The organism is Lysinibacillus sp. (assembly GCF_032093475.1).
GTDB lineage: Bacteria > Bacillota > Bacilli > Bacillales_A > Planococcaceae > Lysinibacillus > Lysinibacillus irui.
On the sequence record NZ_DAMDAY010000026.1, the window covers coordinates 24,273 to 40,391 of the forward strand.

Below are 16,119 nucleotides of genomic sequence, written 5' to 3' on the forward strand. Positions count from 1 at the left end.
GAGAAATAAATATTGTATGATTTTGTAAAAAGTGAAACCTACTATTAATCACATCCGTAGATTAGTTACATGAAATAAAGGAGCATTTGAAAATATGGCAAAACAAATAAAAAAATATATGGCTGTAACAACGGCATCTTTTATGGCTGTACAGCTAGCCGCATGTGGAAATAGTGAAACAAAAATAGTAGAGGAAAATCCTACAACAACATCTGCTACTAATCCGTCAAGCGAAGAACAAACTCAAGCAACGAGTGATGAATTAATAAATGTTTATAATAGCGAAATGGCTGATGCCTGTGATGAATGGCAAGAGGGGGACGATGGTTCCTATGAATGTATCGATGAAGATTCCCCGTATTATTCTCAGCATTTCTTTAATGGTCTCATGTATGCAACGGCGGGCGCAATGATCGGAAGTGCCATTTATAAAAGCCGCAATTTAAAAAATGGCACAGATCGAGATGAACAAAGCGGGGGTGGTGGTTCTACTGTACCTCGATCAACCCAAAATGCTAAGGATGAAAGTAAAACAAATGGTCTCACGAACAGCACTCAAGAAAAGGCTGGTACAACATCCAGTAGCTCTACACCGAGTAGTTCAAACTCCTATTCAAGTGGTCAGCGCTCCAATTCAACGGACAGCTCATCAAAAAGCTCGAACTCCTATTCCAATAGTTCTTCCTCCTCTAGTACAGGGAAATCTGGCTTCGGTTCAGGTGGGGCCTCTCGTGGCGGCTCGTCCTCCTCGTAAGTTTGAAAAGGGAGCATAAAAACTAATGAATTATACACAACAACGACAAGCATTCTATTCTAAATTTCCCCACTTCTTCCCTGATTTTGAGGATTTAGAGTACGCACTTTATGATGTTTTAGAATTGCCAAAACAACAAATCGATCAACTTCACTATGCCACACAAATACTTTGGCGTATCTTTTTAAAAGTAGGGAAACAATTTAAGCATTTATCGTGCGATCAATTATTAGCCTTAGGAATTCGTCCCGAAATGATACCCTATATTCAACTAGATTATTTACAGCAGCAATCTGTTCTGGCTCGCTTTGACTTTATTTGTACAGAGGATGGTCATATTAAATGTCTAGAGTTGAATGGAGAAACACCTTTTCTTGTACAAGAAACCTTTGAAATGAATGAACAGCTCTGTCAGCATTTTAGTTTTAAAAACCCAAATGATGTGACCGCTTTACAAAAAACGTTGTCAGGTGCACTTTTTGCTGCTATGCAATATGTAAACGATGTTAAAAAGCCAAAGATTGTGATCACCGGAAAAATGGCAACAGAGGATTATGAAGAGTATTGTCAGGTGCAATTTATTAAGAGCTGTATTCCTTTTGAAATTGAGTATGTACCTATTCAGAAACTAACCATTTTTTCTAGTGATACGTCAAATGTGTCTCAAGGTCTTTATACACCTGCTATGGAGAAAATTGATATTTTATTTCGTCCTGCACATCCTGCAGAGTTTTTAATAGATGATATAGCTTCAGATGGGGATCGTATTGGGCTACAATTATTAGAGCTTGTCAAAAAGCGACAGCTAGCCATCATTAATCCACCTGCAGCTTATGTCTTACAATCGAAAATCTTATTATGGTTAATATGGGAGCGGAGAAGTGACCCACTACTCTTTACAGCAGAGGAAAGAGCAGCAATTCAGCAATTTATGCTACCTACATATCTTACAGCAGAGCCTTTTATTCGTGAGGATATGCCTTATGTGAAGAAACCTGTTTATTCACGTGAAGGAAATACTGTGGAGATTTACGAAGGTAGTGGGAAGAAACTAAATGCCTCTCAATCCTCCCATTATGATGATAATTTGTTTATTTATCAGCAGTATATAGAGATGCCTAACATAACGATTCAGCTAAAAGAGGGATATCAGTCTAAAAAATGGCTAATCGGTTCATTTGTTGCTGATAATCGAGCGTGTGGTTTAAGCTGTCGCGTCGGCAATCAGATTACTGAATGGGATTCACATTGGTTAGCAGTGGGTTACAAGGAATAGTAAGTCATTAATAGTAGAATCGGCGAGACCTTTTGATAAGTTTCGCCGATTATTGTTTTTAATCATTCCAGCCCTTACATACATCAACCCATTCTTTATAGGGAGTATACGTTTCGAGTTCTGAAATGGTTACCTCTATGGCAGAATTGCTACTACCGCATGCTGGAAATACAGTTGTGAAGCGTTTCAGTGAGTCATCTAAATAAATGGCCACCCCTTCGTTTACACCAAAAGGACAAACGCCTCCAACATCATGCCCAATCATTTTTTCAACGTCATCCCTTGCTAGCATCTTAGCCTTCATCCCAAAGACCGCTTTAAATTTGGCATTATCGATTTTAGCATCGCCTGCAGCAACAATTAATACGGCACCGTCATTCACCAGAAAGGATAAAGATTTTGCTATACGTTCAGGCTCACAGCCGAGTGCCTGTGCAGCTAATTCAACGGTTGCAGAACTTTCTTCTAATTCTTGTATCTTGTGCTCAACATGCCATTGTGCTAAATGATTACGTACTTTTTCAATTGCCATATGTACAACTCCTCCTACTTATCTCTATTACATTCGACATAGTGCTATCCAGTTTAATACTTTTTTAAAAGTATTACTCTAACGAAATGCTAGCCTTTGCAACCAAATGTTAAACCTTTGAAATTAAAGCTATGCCGAATCAGGATAAATTTAATTTTAACATAATTTTCTGAATAAACAGTTGTGAATGCTTTATCTTTCCAGTACGATTAGTTTAGAAGTGTAAAATTACACTGGAGGAGGGTATCTGATATTAGAATTATACAAATTGTATCGGTGTTAATATGTTTATCGGTTGTCACATTAATGGCTGCGCTTATTGTTACACTGAATGGAAGTATACATTTTATGCATTTAGTGTTTACCGTGCCTGTTTGTTTATTTGTCTTTTTTATATCTAGCATGTTTAAATGGATCAACACTAAGAGAAGAAGAGGCTTGTTATTTGGTGCTATGGGGATTGCCTTATTGATTGCCTCCATCAAACCGATTCAACATTATTATAAAATGAGTATCCCGACTGTCGATGCAGAAATTGATGTAACGGCCTATCAGCCATTTGCACAGGGCAATAAAGTGGAAAAGACTGACGCAAAAGCATCCTTACAATTATCGGAGTCATTACCACGTTTAGATGGTGCGACGGCTCTGTATCCTTTGTACGCAGCTTTTGTAGAGGCCACTTATCCAAAAAGTGACTATGCTCCGTATAATAGTAGAGTACAAGTTAATCGAACACCTGAAGCTTATCAAAATTTAATTACAGGAAATGTTGATCTTATCTTTGTGGCAGCACCGTCCACCTCACAGGAATGGCAAGCAGAAAAGGAAGGTCTGACGTTAAATATGACACCAATAGGACGAGAGGCATTTGTCTTTTTCGTGCACCATAAAAACAGTGTCGATAATTTAACTCTAGAGCAGGTGAAAAAAATATACGCGGGCGAAATTACCAATTGGCGAGAGGTAGGTGGCGAGGACGAGACAATTCGTGCTTTCCAACGTCCAGCAGATAGTGGCAGTCAAACAGCACTAGAAAAATTGATGGGCAATACGCCATTGATGAAAGCACCTTCTGAAGACATCGTGTCGGGAATGGGAGGAATCATCCGAGAAGTTTCGCAATACCGAAATTATAAAAATGCCATAGGCTTTACGTTTAGATATTATTCGACAGAGATGGTCAAAAATGAAAAAATTAAATTATTAGCTATTGATGGAGTGGTACCGACTAAAGAAAATATTCAAAATGGTACATACCCTTTAGTATCAGAATTTTATGCAATCACAGCAGGAACAGAAAATCACAATGCACAAAAATTAATTGATTGGATTCTTTCTGAGGAAGGGCAAGTCATGGTTGAAAAGGTCGGCTATGTACCACTGGAAAATCATTAAATAGTTTGCTATACTAAGAGTAACAATCGAATGAATAGTTTTCTAGGGTTCCGTAGCCTTGCTAGTCTGGTCCGAGAGAAAACCACAAATTGATTTTGTGACACGGAAGGATAAAAGCCTGGGAGATACTGTTTTTAAAACAGTTTCTTCAGGCTTTTTTTGTTTGGATTAAATTAACTCACAAAGTGAATGCTAAACAACGGTTAATCGTCCGTGTCTTATAAAATGGAGGGGTTTTTATGAATAAACAGTGGATAAGTGTCATTGTAGCGGCTTGCTTTGAAGTATGTTGGGTCATTGGTTTAAAGCATGCAACAAGTGTATGGGAATGGCTAGGTACTGCCATTGCTATTTTTGTAAGTTTTTATCTGCTTATTAAGGCAGGGGAGCATTTACCAGTTGGTACGGTTTATGCTGTCTTTGTCGGTTTAGGGACAGCTGGAACTGTTTGTGCGGATAGCTTGTTATTTGGGGAGCCATGGAAATTAGCAAAAATAGTATGTATTGTAGTGTTACTCGCAGGAGTAGTCGGCTTAAAGCTTGTAACTGGAGAGTCAAAGGATCAAGAGGTGACTGAATAATGGCATGGATGGCATTAGTGATTGCAGGATTGTGTGAGATGATGGGTGTATATATGATCAGTAAATATAACAAGATGAAAAGTATGAAAAATTTAGGATTACTGATTTTTGCATTTACCTTAAGCTTTGCAGGTCTTGCCTATGCAATGGAAACATTGCCAATGGGTACAGCCTATGCTATTTGGACAGGAATCGGTGCGGCTGGGGGAGCACTGCTAGGAATGCTATTTTTTAATGAATCCAAGGACTGGCGCCGTATTGTTTGTATTATCCTTGTATTAGGGGCGGCAGTCATGTTGAAGTTGTTATCATAATAAACAGGCACTCCTGCATAAGCGGAAGTGCCTGTTTTCTTATATTATTTCTTTACATCTTTTGTCCATTCAGCTACCTTATCTGGATTAGCTTCTACCCATTCTTTCGCAGCGTCTTTTGGATCTTTACCATCCATTACTTCTAGCATTACGCTTTCTAAATCTTCTGCTGTCCAGTGGAAGTTATCTAAAACAGAGTATACATCTGGTAAATCTTCTTTCAAGCCTTTACGAACAAATGTATTAATGGTTTCTTCTCCACCATATACACCTTTTGGATCTTCTAAGTATTTAAGATCATATTTCGCAAATTTCCAGTGAGGTGACCAACCTGTGACAACAATCTCTTCTTCATTTTTCAGCGCCTTAGCCAATGAAGTTGTCATTGCGCCAGAAGAAGAAGTAATAAAGTTCCAATCTGCTAAATTATCATATTCTTCTATTGCTTTTTCCGTAGCAGCCGTAATACCAGCACCCGGTTCAATCCCAGTGATTGTATGATCAGCTTCATTTGTTAAGTCTTCAATAGAGTTAACATTCATATAGCTTGGAACAACTAAGCCAATTTTTGCACCAGCAAGGTTTTCTCCAAGCTCATCTAAATCAGCTTTATATTTTTCGTACTGTGATGCATGTGTATGTGGTAACCATGCAGCAACCATTCCGTCAGCTTCCCCTTTAGAGACAGCCTCCCACATAATTGCATTATCTAAAGGAGTTAATGTCACATCATAACCTAAATCTTCGAGAACTTGCCCAACAACATTCGTTGAGGCGATTTCTGTATCCCACTCAACATAGGCAAGGTTTACCTCCTTAGAATCACTGGTTTTTCCAGAGCTTGAGCCTGAATCGCCTCCACTACATGCAGCGAGCATGAAGCCTAGACCTAGAGCCATTCCTAACTTTGATATTGTCTTTAGTTTCATCGAATCTCCCTTTCTATTTATCATTTTATCAAACTGCCAACACTATCCATAAGGTGCATGCCGGCGAGAAAGATTAACTATGTTTCTATAATGCTTTCTTTTTATTAAAGCTTTGTGTTAAGCGGTCAATAATAATAGCAAAAATAACTAAGCCTAGGCCTGCAACAAAGCCATTCCCAACTTGTGTACGTTGAAGGGCTGTTAATACCTCTCGTCCTAGACCCGGTGCTCCAATCATAGAAGCAATAACTACCATAGAAAGTGATAGCATCACGGTTTGGTTAATTCCGGCCATAATCGTAGATTTAGCCAAAGGAATCTCTACTTTAAATAGTTTTTGACTAGCGGTACTACCATAGGAGTCTGCTGCTTCGACTAATTCCTTCGGTACTTGACGAATACCGAGGTTTGTCATACGTACTGTTGGGGGTAAAGCGAAAATAACAGATGCAAAAACACCAGGCACAATCCCGATGCCGAAGAAGGCAACTGCTGGGATCAAATAAACAAAACCAGGCATTGTTTGCATGAAGTCAAGTATTGGTTTAATAATGTTTTCAGCTATTGTAGATTTCGACATTAGAATACCAAGTGGAATACCGATAATGATGGATATAATACTTGAAAAGAGCACGAGTGTAGTTGTCTCCATAAGGTGTGTCCATAGTCCTTGATTATAAATAAACAAGAGACCTATTAATGAGAATGCAGCTAGCCCGAATTTTTTGCCTGAAACGAAGAAGGCAAATATCACTACAAGTAATATAAGAATAATGGCTGGGATACCCATTAATAAATCAGTGACCTGATTCATGAGTAGTTTTCCAAATTGCTGAATAGAGTTAAAGAACGCTGAAAAATTACTCGTCAACCAGTCCATAGCTGATTCTACCCATTGAGCTAGTGGTATTGTTGGAATATTATCTAAAAAATTATTCATGTACTTCGGCCTCCTCATCGCTCGTTGAAAGTGCTTGGATGACAACGCCCCTAATGAGAACCCCTAGTAAGCGGTCATCTTTTACAACTGCGATAGGAGTAGGTGAATTATAAATCATCCCTAGAATATCTTGTAATAGCATATCTGGTGGAACGGTTAGCACCTCTGTTTGCACAATGGAGTGGACGGTCTGTTCATGCTTTTTAGCTGCAGCTAGTGCATCATCCGCAGTAATATAGCCTTTTAAGTGTCGATTTTTATCAACAGCCATTAATAAACTAACTGCTTCTTGTCGCATGCGTTTGAGTGCTACTGTAGGGCCATCCAAGTCTACATTAACGTAAACAGGTCGTACCATAACATTTTCAGCTGTTAATACTTTAGAACGGTCCACATCCTCTACGAATGTTTTGACATAATCATTTGCTGGGTTGGTTAATATTTCCTCCCCTGTACCAATCTGAATGATAGAACCATCCTTCATAATAGCGATCCGGTCCCCAATGCGTAATGCTTCATTTAAATCATGTGTAATAAACAAAATCGTTTTTTTCAATGTTTGTTGTAGATCAAGTAGTTCATCCTGCATTTCTTTACGAATCAAAGGATCTAGTGCAGAAAAAGCTTCATCCATTAGCAGTATTTCAGGGTCATTTGCAAGTGCACGCGCTAACCCAACACGCTGCTGCATACCACCAGATAATTGACTTGGATACTGATCTTTGTATGCAAGTAATCCAGCATTTTCTAGAGCCTGTTCAGCTTTTGCTTGTCGTTCTTCCTTTGAAATACCACGAATTTCAAGGCCGTATTCGGTGTTTTGAAGTAGTGTACGATGGGGGAATAAACCGAAGTTTTGGAATACCATACTCATTTTGTTTCTTCTTACAGTCCGTAGACTTTCTTTTCCCATTGTAGAAATATTTTCTCCATCAATATATATATTTCCGCTCGTTGGTTCAATAAGGCGGTTTAAGAGCCGTATAAGGGTTGATTTGCCACTACCTGACAAACCCATAATGACGAAAATTTCTCCTTCATTGACAGTAAAGCTTGCATCGTATACACCAACAGTTGCACCTGTTTCTTTTAAGATATCAGTCTTACTTTTTTGTTGCTTAACGAGTTCTAGTGCTTGGGGAATATGTTTGCCAAACACTTTCGATACGTGTTCTATTTTAATTTTTTCCATAGAAGCACTCCTTTCGTAAATTATTACTATGTGAGGATAATGATACCCAAAAATAAACAAGTAACAACTTTACTGTAGCAAAGGGTTGTTACTTTTGTCAAATCGACAAAAAAGAAAAAAACCGCTTAAACGCTGTTATATCAGCGCTTAAACGGATTTTAATTTGGATATAAAAAGCTTTGAACTCTGGCAAAGCTTTCATCATTACCGACAAAATAAATAATGTCTCCCTCTTCGAATGAGACATAAGGTCCAGGGGATAGTAATAATTCATTACCACGTCGAATTCCTACAATGGTACTTGATGTATTTTGCCAAAAGTTTAATGCTTGTACTGTTTGATGAATGCAAGGGCTATCAGCTGTCATTTCTAATTGATAGGGAATGAAAGGATTGACTGAACGGAAATGCTCTGTGCGGCTAATTAGCTGCTTTGCTTTATCTTGTAAATTAATTAATTCATGATGCTGTTTTTGGATGCTAGTCAAAAGTTCATTTTGTATTTCATGTATAGATTGAACATCATGAAACTGTCTAACGAAATGTGCCGCTTTTTCATAAGATTTAATGATAACTCCACTACCTTTTGAGGCCTCTACAATTTCTAAGTCTTGTAAAACAGCAATGGCTCTTCTTGCAGTTTCCGCCGAAACATTATATTGACTTGCTAAAGAGGATCTTGCATATATTTTATCGCCAATTTGGTATTTTCGTTCCACGATCTTTGATGCAAGGTCATTGGCTATTTGTTGATATTTTGGCTGTTTTACTTGAACATTTTTTTCTAAGTTCATTCTTAACTTCCTTTCGTCATTACAGGTACCACAGCTTATTATAGACTAGCCTGCACAGAAAAAATAGCATCTCCATAAGCTAGTAGTATATGATGTAAAAGTAATGTTAAAATTTTTGTATCTTATATTTATAATCAAAGAATAATAGCTGTTGATTGACACTTTTTAGTTATTATTATAAACTAAGTTACGTTATGTAAGTGCTGTGAAAATACATGTGCTCAGTTGGTGTATTTACCCCAACTGTTTCTATAGAAGGTTGGAGATTATAATGACAATTACGACTAAAGTTATGGACTTAGTGAAAGATAAAATGACAATGGTGAAGTATACCGACACAGAAAATATTTGCCTTGTTGGACCTGTAAATTTACCGATTAAACAAGGTGATTTTTCTGCCACATTTCAATGGTATAACTGGCTTAAAGTTGATGCGAATTTATCAAAAGAAGAAATCATTGATGGATTAGCCACTGCCAATTTAGCCTTTTTACAGCAATCATCAGTCCTTGTATATGGTGATTTTACCCATTCAGAAGATGCTTTAATCCGAATGCATAGTATTTGTCACACAGGTGACATATTTGGCAGCCAACGCTGTGATTGTGGCTATCAATTGCATGAGTCCATGAAAATGATTGTGGAGCATGGCTGCGGAGCAATTTTTTATTTAGCAGACCATGAAGGCCGTGGTATTGGTTTATTCTCTAAATCTCTTGCTTATTTATTACAAGAGGAAGGGTTAGACACGGTTGAGGCAAACCATGCTCTTGGCTTCCCGGACGATACTCGTTCTTATGAAGAAGCACTTGCCGTTCTAGCTACGCTGCGTTCTAAACCGGTAACACTTATTACAAATAATCCTAAAAAACTGGCTGCTTTAGAGGATCGCGGCTTGGCAGCAGAAGGGCATGTACCTTTATGGGGTGGGTTGACGGAGACGAACCGTTATTATTTAGAAACAAAGGTTGAAAAATCTGGACATATACGCGAAAAGCAATGAGTGGAGGTTACGATCATGACGAATTTAGATGAAAAGTATATGCAATTAGCACTAGATTTAGCAGCTAGTGCGAAAGGAAATACTAACCCAAATCCACTTGTTGGGGCAGTCATTGTGAAGGACGGCGTGATTGTTGGCACAGGCTTACACAGAAAAGCAGGTGAACCTCATGCAGAAGTGCATGCTTTTCGCATGGCTAGTGAACATGCACACGGTGCGACGCTCTATGTAACGCTAGAGCCCTGCTCACATTATGGCAAAACACCTCCTTGTGCGAATTTAGTGAAGGATTCTGGAGTACGTCGTGTTGTGGTTGCTATGCAAGATCCTAACCCAGCTGTAGCAGGGCGTGGCATTCAATTGCTTCGAGATGCTGGAATAGAGGTAGAAGTGGGGATTTTAGAGCAACAAGCGCGCCGTTTAAATGAACGCTTTATTCACAATATGTTGACGCAACGCCCCTTTGTCATTTCAAAATTTGCTATGACTTTAGATGGGAAAATTGCCACACATACAGGGCATTCTATGTGGGTGACAGGCGAGGCAGCGCGTGAGGATGTGCACCAAATTCGTCATGAAGTAGATGGAATTTTAGTAGGTGTTGGTACAGTCATCGCTGATAATCCTACTTTAACAACAAGATTAAAGGAAGGGAATGGAAAACATCCAACACGTATTATTATGGATAGTTCTCTACGTACACCTGACCTTGCGAATGTGTTAAATACAGAGCAAGCACAAACGATTCTTGTTTGTAGTAAGGACGTAAGCCAAGACAAGATTGATCAGTTTACAGAGAAAGGTGTCACGGTTTTACCTGTGGGCAAAAATGAACACGGACTTCAGATTGATGAGATGCTTGAACAGCTTTATCAACTTGGCATTACAGATATTCTACTAGAAGGTGGAAGTAAAGTGAATGCTTCATTTTTACAGCTAGGAGCTATTGACAAGTATGTGGTGTATATTGCCCCTAAAGTTCTGGGAGGGAATTTATCGTTAACGCCATTTGCTGGCTATAATCCCTCTTTTATGAACGAAGCATGGAATGTTGAAGTTACTACATTTGATAAAGTCGGCGAGGATTTGCGAATTATTGCCTATCCAAAGCTAGGTGAGGAAAAATGAATTACCATGCGGATGTATGTATAGTAGGAGCAGGACCAGCTGGAACATTGCTGGCCTATTTATTAGCCCAAAAAGGGTTATCCGTGATTCTACTAGAGCAGAACGCAGCACTCGGCCAGGCATTTCGTGGCGAGCATTTAAATGAGGAGGGCGAGGCTGTTTTAAAAAACCATCATCTTTTTGAAGCAGTCGAATCCCTTGGCGTATTACGAATGGAGAAGCTTGAGTATTACGCAGAAGGTAGACCTTTTAAAACGATATATCCTGATGAGGGAGTAGGGCATTTAGGTATACATGTACCGCAAAAACATTTATTAAAAGCCATTATACAAAAAGCACAATTATTACCCAACTTTACATGTTTACTACATACAAAGGTAATAAAGCTCGTTATGGATGCATCTGGATATTATAAAGGGGTCACAGCAATAAAAGGTGGAGACACGATAAAAATCAATAGTCAGTTAATAATTGGTGCTGATGGCCGCTATTCTACCATTCGTAAGCAAGCACATATTGATGCTCAAAAACATAAACATGGCTTTGATTTACTATGGGCTAAAATTCCTGCCCCTCCTGGCTGGGAACCATCAATTAAAATGGCATTAATCGAAGATAAGCAACTGTCATTGTTTACACAAGTCGGGGGCTTTATTCAAATTGGCTGGAATATTGAACAAGGGAGCTTCCCACAGCTTCGAAAACAAGTGTTTACACCATTTATACAACAGCTTTCGGATGCATTTCCAGAGTTAGCGAAGACCGTGACGGAGCGTATAACATCTTGGCGTGATTTTGTGTTGCTGGATGTCTTCAGTAGCCATTGTCATAGCTGGGGGACAAAAGGTCTTGTCTTGTTAGGGGATGCTGTTCATACTATGACACCCACTGGCGCCTTTGGGCTTAATAGTGCACTGAAGGATGCAGAGTGTCTTGCGTCATTACTAAATAAAGACACGCTAGCACATTTTAATGTACAAGATTTTCAACAAATGCGTAAGCAAGCCATTGAAGAAGTATTAGCAAAACAAATTGAAAAAGAGCAAACATTTGCTGATAATTTCATCAATAAGGCTTCTTGAAGGGACGAACAACTAGATGAAGTTTGGCTTTGATATAGATGACACATTAATTGATTTACGAGCACATGCCTTTTCTCTTTACAATCAAAAACTAGGGAAGAATGTTTCCTTTGAAACCTTTCAAGCCTTACAACGAGTAGAAATTCATGAACCTTTTGGTTTAACGGATGAGGAAGGTTCAGCAATGTGGAATAGCACATTAGAGGAAATTTATTTTACGAACTGTCCTCCTTTTAAGGACGCCTTAGAAACACTGCAAGCTTTAGCCGAGTCAGGACATGAGATTTACTATGTTACTTCTCGTCCTAAGCAGTATTGTGCGCAAACAAAAGCATGGATGGAAGAGCAAGGTTTTCCCATTACCGAAGGACGTTTTTTCTGTGGGATGCAAGATACAGAAAAAGTAGCCATTATAAAAGAGCTTGCTTTAGATATTTATGTAGATGATAAACCAGCTGTGCTGGAAACGCTGAACGACGTAAGGACTAAAGTTATGTTAAAAAATCAATCCTATAACCAACATGTGAATCTACCACGCTTATATGATTGGCAAGAGTTTCAAGGGATGCTACAAAAATAAAGGATTGGTGCAACGAATACCGTTGTACCAATCCTTATTTTGTTAAAATCGACTAAGCTGAAAGGTTGTTAAATCCTGTTTACTTTTGCCGTCAATGATTAAATCCGCTAATACTTCTCCAACGGCACTGCTAAATTTAAAGCCATGTCCAGAAAAGCCTGCAGCGATGATGATATTTTGATGTTCAGGTAAAAAATCGATAATGAAATCTTCATCTGGTGTCATCGAATATTTACATGTTTTTCCGTATTTTAATGCTCCGTGCTGGGGCATGAACTGATCGATAAAGTTTTGTAAGTCAACGCTGTCGGCTTCATCAAATGGTCGTAACGGTTCATTTGGATTAATCGCTTCACCGCCATCATGTCGTCCAAGCTTCAATCCTGTCCCATCAATACTTGGAAAGCCATAGTAGGTCGAATCGGCAAATTCAAAGCAATAGGCTGGAAAAACCTCGTCATGATAAAGCTGCTCATCTGCGTCAAACCATGCAAAAGTTTTCCGAGTTGGTGTTACTGGAATAGTTATACCAAGCGTTTGGAGTAACTCCGTTGCCCAGGCACCTGCAGTTACAATTAAGTGCTTCGCCTTGTAGATGTTTTGTGCTGTTTGAACTTGTACCATTTCTCCAGCTTGGATGGTCAGTACTTTTTCGTTTGTCTGTAGGCTTGCCCCAGCTTCTAAAGCTAATTTTTTATAAGCTCGTATACACGCTTCCACACGAAGGACACCTGCTGTCGGCTCAAAATAAGCTACTAAATTTACTGGCAAGGATAGCCCTGGCCATTTATTCATTGCTTCAGCTGCTGAATAGTATTCGAGTGCTAAGCCATAAAATGCTGCACTAGCTTTCACGTTCTGAATAAAAGCACATGTTGGTTCGCCAATATTTACTACCCCTGTTTGTAAAAATAAATGTTCGTCTGCTAGCGTTTCGAGCTCCTGCCAAAGCTCCCCAGCTCTTTTGACAAAAGGCACATAACTAGCGCCTTCCCCATAAGCATAACGGATAATTCGTGTGTCCCCATGATGGCTACCTTCCTGATGAGGGGGAGTATAAGTATCTAGCATAAGGACTTTTTTTCCAGCCTTAGCTAAATAGTAACCAGCAGCCATTCCCATAGAGCCAGCACCCACAATTATGACATCATATACCATTTTAATCCCTACTTTTTTGCTCTAGTATAACAGATGAATCGTTAAGGAAACAGAAATTTTTGAAAGTAAATAAGCACAGCACCTACTCTCCTAATGGACGAAGGTGCTGTGCACGTCAGATTTACTACTTTGAGCTTGGTAGAACTTTGTTGAGGATAATAGCAACGAGGGCAGCAGTTGCTATGGGTGAGCCAAATAAATATTGAACAGTTGTAGGTAACGAGTATAAGAAATCATCAGGCAATAAAGAAAGAGCTAACGTTAAAATGATAGGGATTGCTATCACATACATTTCCTTTTCACCAATACGTTCATTTTTCATGACCTGTAAACCACTAATGGCTATTATGCCACAGACAATCACAAATACACCACCGATGACGGCAGACGGAATTGCTGAAATAAGTGCAGCTAATTTACCAGAGAACCCGAAGACGATAAACCAAATACCCGCAGCGATAAATACTCGACGGCTTGCAATCCCTGTAATAGAGATAACACCTGCATTGGTAGAGTAGCCCGTAACTGGAGTTGATCCTAATAATGAAGCAATAAAGCAACCAATTCCTTCACCAATAACACCACGATTAATTTGTTTATCGGTTAATGGTTTGTCGATGACATTGCTGATCGCAAACCATGTTCCAGTAGTTTCTGCCATTAAGACAATATAAATAATGACCATTGTGATAATTGCTGAAATATTAAAGCTAAAGCCAAAATCTGCGAAGGGAATTTGTGGCATACTAAACCATTTTGCTTGCGATACTGCTGATAAATTTAAAACACCCATCATATTTGCTGCAATACTACCAGCGATTAAGGCAATGATAACGGAAGTAATACGGAATAGACGTCCTTTTTGATGAAAGACCGTGCCTAACATAACACAAATAATCAAGACAATTGCTGAAATTAACGCTAAATAGATATTTTGGTTAATGGATGCACCTGCTCCATTAAAAATATTATCACTTAAACCGACAGGCATTAAGGATAGACCAACCACAAAAATAATTGTTCCTCCAACAATTGGTGGAATAAATGTTTTGACAATTTTATTGAAGATGCCTGTATAGCCTAAAATAATGACTAAAATAGCTCCTATTAAGCTAGCACCTAACACAGTGCTCCAGCCTAAATCACCACTACCGCTTGCTGCATAGATCCCAACAATGGCGCCGAGTGGGACATAGGAAGGGCCTTGTGCCATCGGTAATTTCATACAAAAATGTGTTTGTACAATCGTTGCGATTCCTGCCGCAATAAACGTCGATTGAATTAATGCACTTGCCTGGCCAGTTTGTAAGCCGATAAGCATGGCAATTAAAAATGGGACTACGTAAACATCCATTGCCATGACATGCTGTAACCCTAGAAGGGCTGATTGACCAATCGAGACTTTTTCATCTGGTAATACGGTTAACTGGGTTTTTCTTGTTTCATTAGTTTGTTTACTAAGTTGCGTTTCCACGAAGATGTACACCTCAAATAATTATTTAGTTACTATAGAAATTAGAGAATCAATATTACTCTCTCGTATGAACTTTATTTCCTTGCACCCAAACCTCACGAATATTTTCTGGACGCACAAGATACATCATTTTTTGAAAAATATCGCGTAAATCTTCATTCTGATCAAAAATAGGGAGCTTGGCAGAAGGGATTTTTGTATCAATGATCTGTACATCCCATGTATAGTGTTCCTGTAAACGGCCTATTGGAAGGCTTAGGCTTTCTCCACCGCCAGCTGTTGCTAAATAAAATGCCTCATTAATGGTAATACGTGAATTTGGCACACCACGTTGATCAGCAGCTATAGCTGTATCTACACCATCCTCTAACATTCTCGATGACATAACAGCCTGTCTTGCATTATCAAAAAGACTTGGAGAAAATCCTCCTGAAACATCTGAGCCTAATCCAATATCAACACCCATCGCATGGAAGCGGGCGATAGGAATGACACTATTAGCAAAATAGGCATTGGAGATTGGACAATGGCCAATGGCAGTACCAGTTTCAGCAAATAGTCGTGCATCGTCATCACTTAAGAAATTACAATGTGCCATGACAGATTTTTTACCTAATAAACCAAAGTCATGTAAAGCAACAGCATCATTTTTATTAAATCGTTCTTTAACATAGCCATGCTCCCAGTCACTTTCGCTACAATGCGACTGAATATGTGTATCATATTTTGCAGCTAATTCACCTAAACCTTTTAAGGCATTGTCAGTACAGCTTGGTATAAAACGTGGTGTCACAACTGGATAGACACCTTGTTTAGTTGTTTTGGCTAGTTCTTTTACTGCTAAAATAAACTCTTCTGTATCGGCTAATGCTGTTTGTGTGTTTGCATCACGATAAAAATCTGGATTTTGCTCTGGATCATCCATGACCACTTTTCCGACTAGTCCTCGTTGGCCCTTCTCTGCGCAAATTTTAGCTAAAAGAA

17 protein-coding genes and 1 riboswitch are annotated in these 16,119 nt (G+C 38.9%); of the genes, 9 read left to right on the plus strand and 8 right to left on the minus strand.

All coding sequences use genetic code 11. The annotated features are described in order from the left end of the window. Window positions 1-94 precede the first annotated feature (94 nt). Together RT445_RS08060 and RT445_RS08065 are read left to right on the plus strand one after the other, a co-directional pair. A complete protein-coding gene (locus RT445_RS08060) occupies window positions 95-754 on the plus strand; it encodes a hypothetical protein (RefSeq protein WP_312505424.1) in 660 nt (219 codons plus the stop codon). Between the two features lie 25 nt (window positions 755-779). Then, window positions 780-2,030, plus strand: coding sequence for a glutathionylspermidine synthase family protein (locus RT445_RS08065; RefSeq protein WP_274796209.1), 1,251 nt, complete (start codon window positions 780-782; stop codon window positions 2,028-2,030). 58 nt (window positions 2,031-2,088) lie between these two features. On the opposite strand, the gene RT445_RS08070 is transcribed toward RT445_RS08065, so the two are convergent. Then, entirely contained in the window at window positions 2,089-2,562 is a 474-nt protein-coding gene (locus RT445_RS08070; RefSeq protein ID WP_312505427.1) for a YbaK/EbsC family protein, read from the minus strand. Window positions 2,563-2,868: 306 nt separating this feature from the next. Here RT445_RS08070 and RT445_RS08075 point away from each other — a divergent pair, with 306 nt between their 5' ends. From RT445_RS08075 to RT445_RS08085, 3 genes are all read left to right on the plus strand, one after another. Continuing rightward, window positions 2,869-3,960 (plus strand): PstS family phosphate ABC transporter substrate-binding protein, encoded by a 1,092-nt coding sequence (locus tag RT445_RS08075; protein WP_396631734.1) that lies wholly within the window; start codon window positions 2,869-2,871, stop codon window positions 3,958-3,960. Window positions 3,961-3,991: 31 nt separating this feature from the next. After that, a riboswitch (guanidine-I (ykkC/yxkD leader) is annotated at window positions 3,992-4,087 on the plus strand. Window positions 4,088-4,199: 112 nt separating this feature from the next. Further along, window positions 4,200-4,541, plus strand: coding sequence for a DMT family transporter (locus tag RT445_RS08080; RefSeq protein WP_274796212.1), 342 nt, complete (start codon window positions 4,200-4,202; stop codon window positions 4,539-4,541). After that, window positions 4,541-4,855, plus strand: coding sequence for a DMT family transporter (locus tag RT445_RS08085; RefSeq protein ID WP_274796213.1), 315 nt, complete (start codon window positions 4,541-4,543; stop codon window positions 4,853-4,855). Before RT445_RS08080 ends, RT445_RS08085 begins: the two co-directional genes overlap by 1 nt. A gap of 44 nt (window positions 4,856-4,899) precedes the next feature. Here the strand turns inward: RT445_RS08085 and RT445_RS08090 are convergent, their stop codons facing one another. From RT445_RS08090 to RT445_RS08105, 4 genes are all read right to left on the minus strand, one after another. Beyond that, window positions 4,900-5,784 (minus strand): glycine betaine ABC transporter substrate-binding protein, encoded by an 885-nt coding sequence (locus tag RT445_RS08090; RefSeq protein ID WP_274796214.1) that lies wholly within the window; start codon window positions 5,782-5,784, stop codon window positions 4,900-4,902. An 85-nt stretch (window positions 5,785-5,869) separates the two neighbouring features. After that, on the minus strand, window positions 5,870-6,724 hold the full coding sequence (locus RT445_RS08095; RefSeq protein ID WP_312505433.1) for an ABC transporter permease: 855 nt from the start codon (window positions 6,722-6,724) through the stop codon (window positions 5,870-5,872). After that, window positions 6,717-7,916, minus strand: coding sequence for a quaternary amine ABC transporter ATP-binding protein (locus RT445_RS08100; RefSeq protein WP_274796216.1), 1,200 nt, complete (start codon window positions 7,914-7,916; stop codon window positions 6,717-6,719). Before RT445_RS08100 ends, RT445_RS08095 begins: the two co-directional genes overlap by 8 nt. Window positions 7,917-8,074: 158 nt before the next feature. Next, a complete protein-coding gene (locus tag RT445_RS08105) occupies window positions 8,075-8,710 on the minus strand; it encodes a GntR family transcriptional regulator (protein WP_274796217.1) in 636 nt (211 codons plus the stop codon). Window positions 8,711-8,981: 271 nt separating this feature from the next. Between RT445_RS08105 and RT445_RS08110 the strand changes: the two genes are divergently transcribed. Genes RT445_RS08110 through RT445_RS08125 form a run of 4 tightly spaced genes read left to right on the plus strand, consistent with a single transcriptional unit; the run spans window position 8,982 to window position 12,503 of the window. Next, on the plus strand, window positions 8,982-9,713 hold the full coding sequence (locus RT445_RS08110) for a GTP cyclohydrolase II (protein ID WP_312505436.1): 732 nt from the start codon (window positions 8,982-8,984) through the stop codon (window positions 9,711-9,713). Window positions 9,714-9,728: 15 nt separating this feature from the next. After that, entirely contained in the window at window positions 9,729-10,841 is a 1,113-nt protein-coding gene (gene ribD / locus RT445_RS08115) for a bifunctional diaminohydroxyphosphoribosylaminopyrimidine deaminase/5-amino-6-(5-phosphoribosylamino)uracil reductase RibD (protein WP_312505437.1), read from the plus strand. Further along, a complete protein-coding gene (locus RT445_RS08120; protein WP_313470397.1) occupies window positions 10,838-11,923 on the plus strand; it encodes an FAD-dependent oxidoreductase in 1,086 nt (361 codons plus the stop codon). The genes ribD and RT445_RS08120 overlap by 4 nt, the downstream gene beginning before the upstream one ends. A 16-nt stretch (window positions 11,924-11,939) precedes the next feature. Beyond that, entirely contained in the window at window positions 11,940-12,503 is a 564-nt protein-coding gene (locus RT445_RS08125; protein ID WP_312505441.1) for a 5' nucleotidase, NT5C type, read from the plus strand. A gap of 42 nt (window positions 12,504-12,545) precedes the next feature. On the opposite strand, the gene solA is transcribed toward RT445_RS08125, so the two are convergent. The 3 genes from solA to RT445_RS08140 form a co-directional block, all read right to left on the minus strand. Continuing rightward, the gene (gene solA, locus RT445_RS08130; protein WP_274796223.1) at window positions 12,546-13,661 is read right to left on the minus strand and encodes an N-methyl-L-tryptophan oxidase; all 1,116 of its coding nucleotides are present in this window, start codon (window positions 13,659-13,661) and stop codon (window positions 12,546-12,548) included. Window positions 13,662-13,785: 124 nt separating this feature from the next. Continuing rightward, complete coding sequence (locus tag RT445_RS08135) at window positions 13,786-15,135, minus strand: uracil-xanthine permease family protein (RefSeq protein ID WP_312505443.1); 1,350 nt, start codon at window positions 15,133-15,135, stop codon at window positions 13,786-13,788. Window positions 15,136-15,190: 55 nt separating this feature from the next. After that, window positions 15,191-16,119: amidohydrolase family protein (locus RT445_RS08140; RefSeq protein ID WP_313470400.1), on the minus strand; the 929-nt coding region annotated here is incomplete at its 5' end.

Excerpts from the sequence above, each read along its gene's own strand:
- RT445_RS08060 (WP_312505424.1), top strand. The coding sequence starts at position 95 with ATGGCAAAACAAATAAAAAAATATATGGCTGTAACAACGGCATCTTTT.
- RT445_RS08065 (WP_274796209.1), top strand. The coding sequence starts at position 780 with ATGAATTATACACAACAACGACAAGCATTCTATTCTAAATTTCCCCAC.
- RT445_RS08070 (WP_312505427.1), bottom strand. The coding sequence starts at position 2,562 with ATGGCAATTGAAAAAGTACGTAATCATTTAGCACAATGGCATGTTGAG.
- RT445_RS08075 (WP_396631734.1), top strand. The coding sequence starts at position 2,869 with ATGGCTGCGCTTATTGTTACACTGAATGGAAGTATACATTTTATGCAT.
- RT445_RS08080 (WP_274796212.1), top strand. The coding sequence starts at position 4,200 with ATGAATAAACAGTGGATAAGTGTCATTGTAGCGGCTTGCTTTGAAGTA.
- RT445_RS08085 (WP_274796213.1), top strand. The coding sequence starts at position 4,541 with ATGGCATGGATGGCATTAGTGATTGCAGGATTGTGTGAGATGATGGGT.
- RT445_RS08090 (WP_274796214.1), bottom strand. The coding sequence starts at position 5,784 with ATGAAACTAAAGACAATATCAAAGTTAGGAATGGCTCTAGGTCTAGGC.
- RT445_RS08095 (WP_312505433.1), bottom strand. The coding sequence starts at position 6,724 with ATGAATAATTTTTTAGATAATATTCCAACAATACCACTAGCTCAATGG.
- RT445_RS08100 (WP_274796216.1), bottom strand. The coding sequence starts at position 7,916 with ATGGAAAAAATTAAAATAGAACACGTATCGAAAGTGTTTGGCAAACAT.
- RT445_RS08105 (WP_274796217.1), bottom strand. The coding sequence starts at position 8,710 with ATGAACTTAGAAAAAAATGTTCAAGTAAAACAGCCAAAATATCAACAA.
- RT445_RS08110 (WP_312505436.1), top strand. The coding sequence starts at position 8,982 with ATGACAATTACGACTAAAGTTATGGACTTAGTGAAAGATAAAATGACA.
- ribD (WP_312505437.1), top strand. The coding sequence starts at position 9,729 with ATGACGAATTTAGATGAAAAGTATATGCAATTAGCACTAGATTTAGCA.
- RT445_RS08120 (WP_313470397.1), top strand. The coding sequence starts at position 10,838 with ATGAATTACCATGCGGATGTATGTATAGTAGGAGCAGGACCAGCTGGA.
- RT445_RS08125 (WP_312505441.1), top strand. The coding sequence starts at position 11,940 with ATGAAGTTTGGCTTTGATATAGATGACACATTAATTGATTTACGAGCA.
- solA (WP_274796223.1), bottom strand. The coding sequence starts at position 13,661 with ATGGTATATGATGTCATAATTGTGGGTGCTGGCTCTATGGGAATGGCT.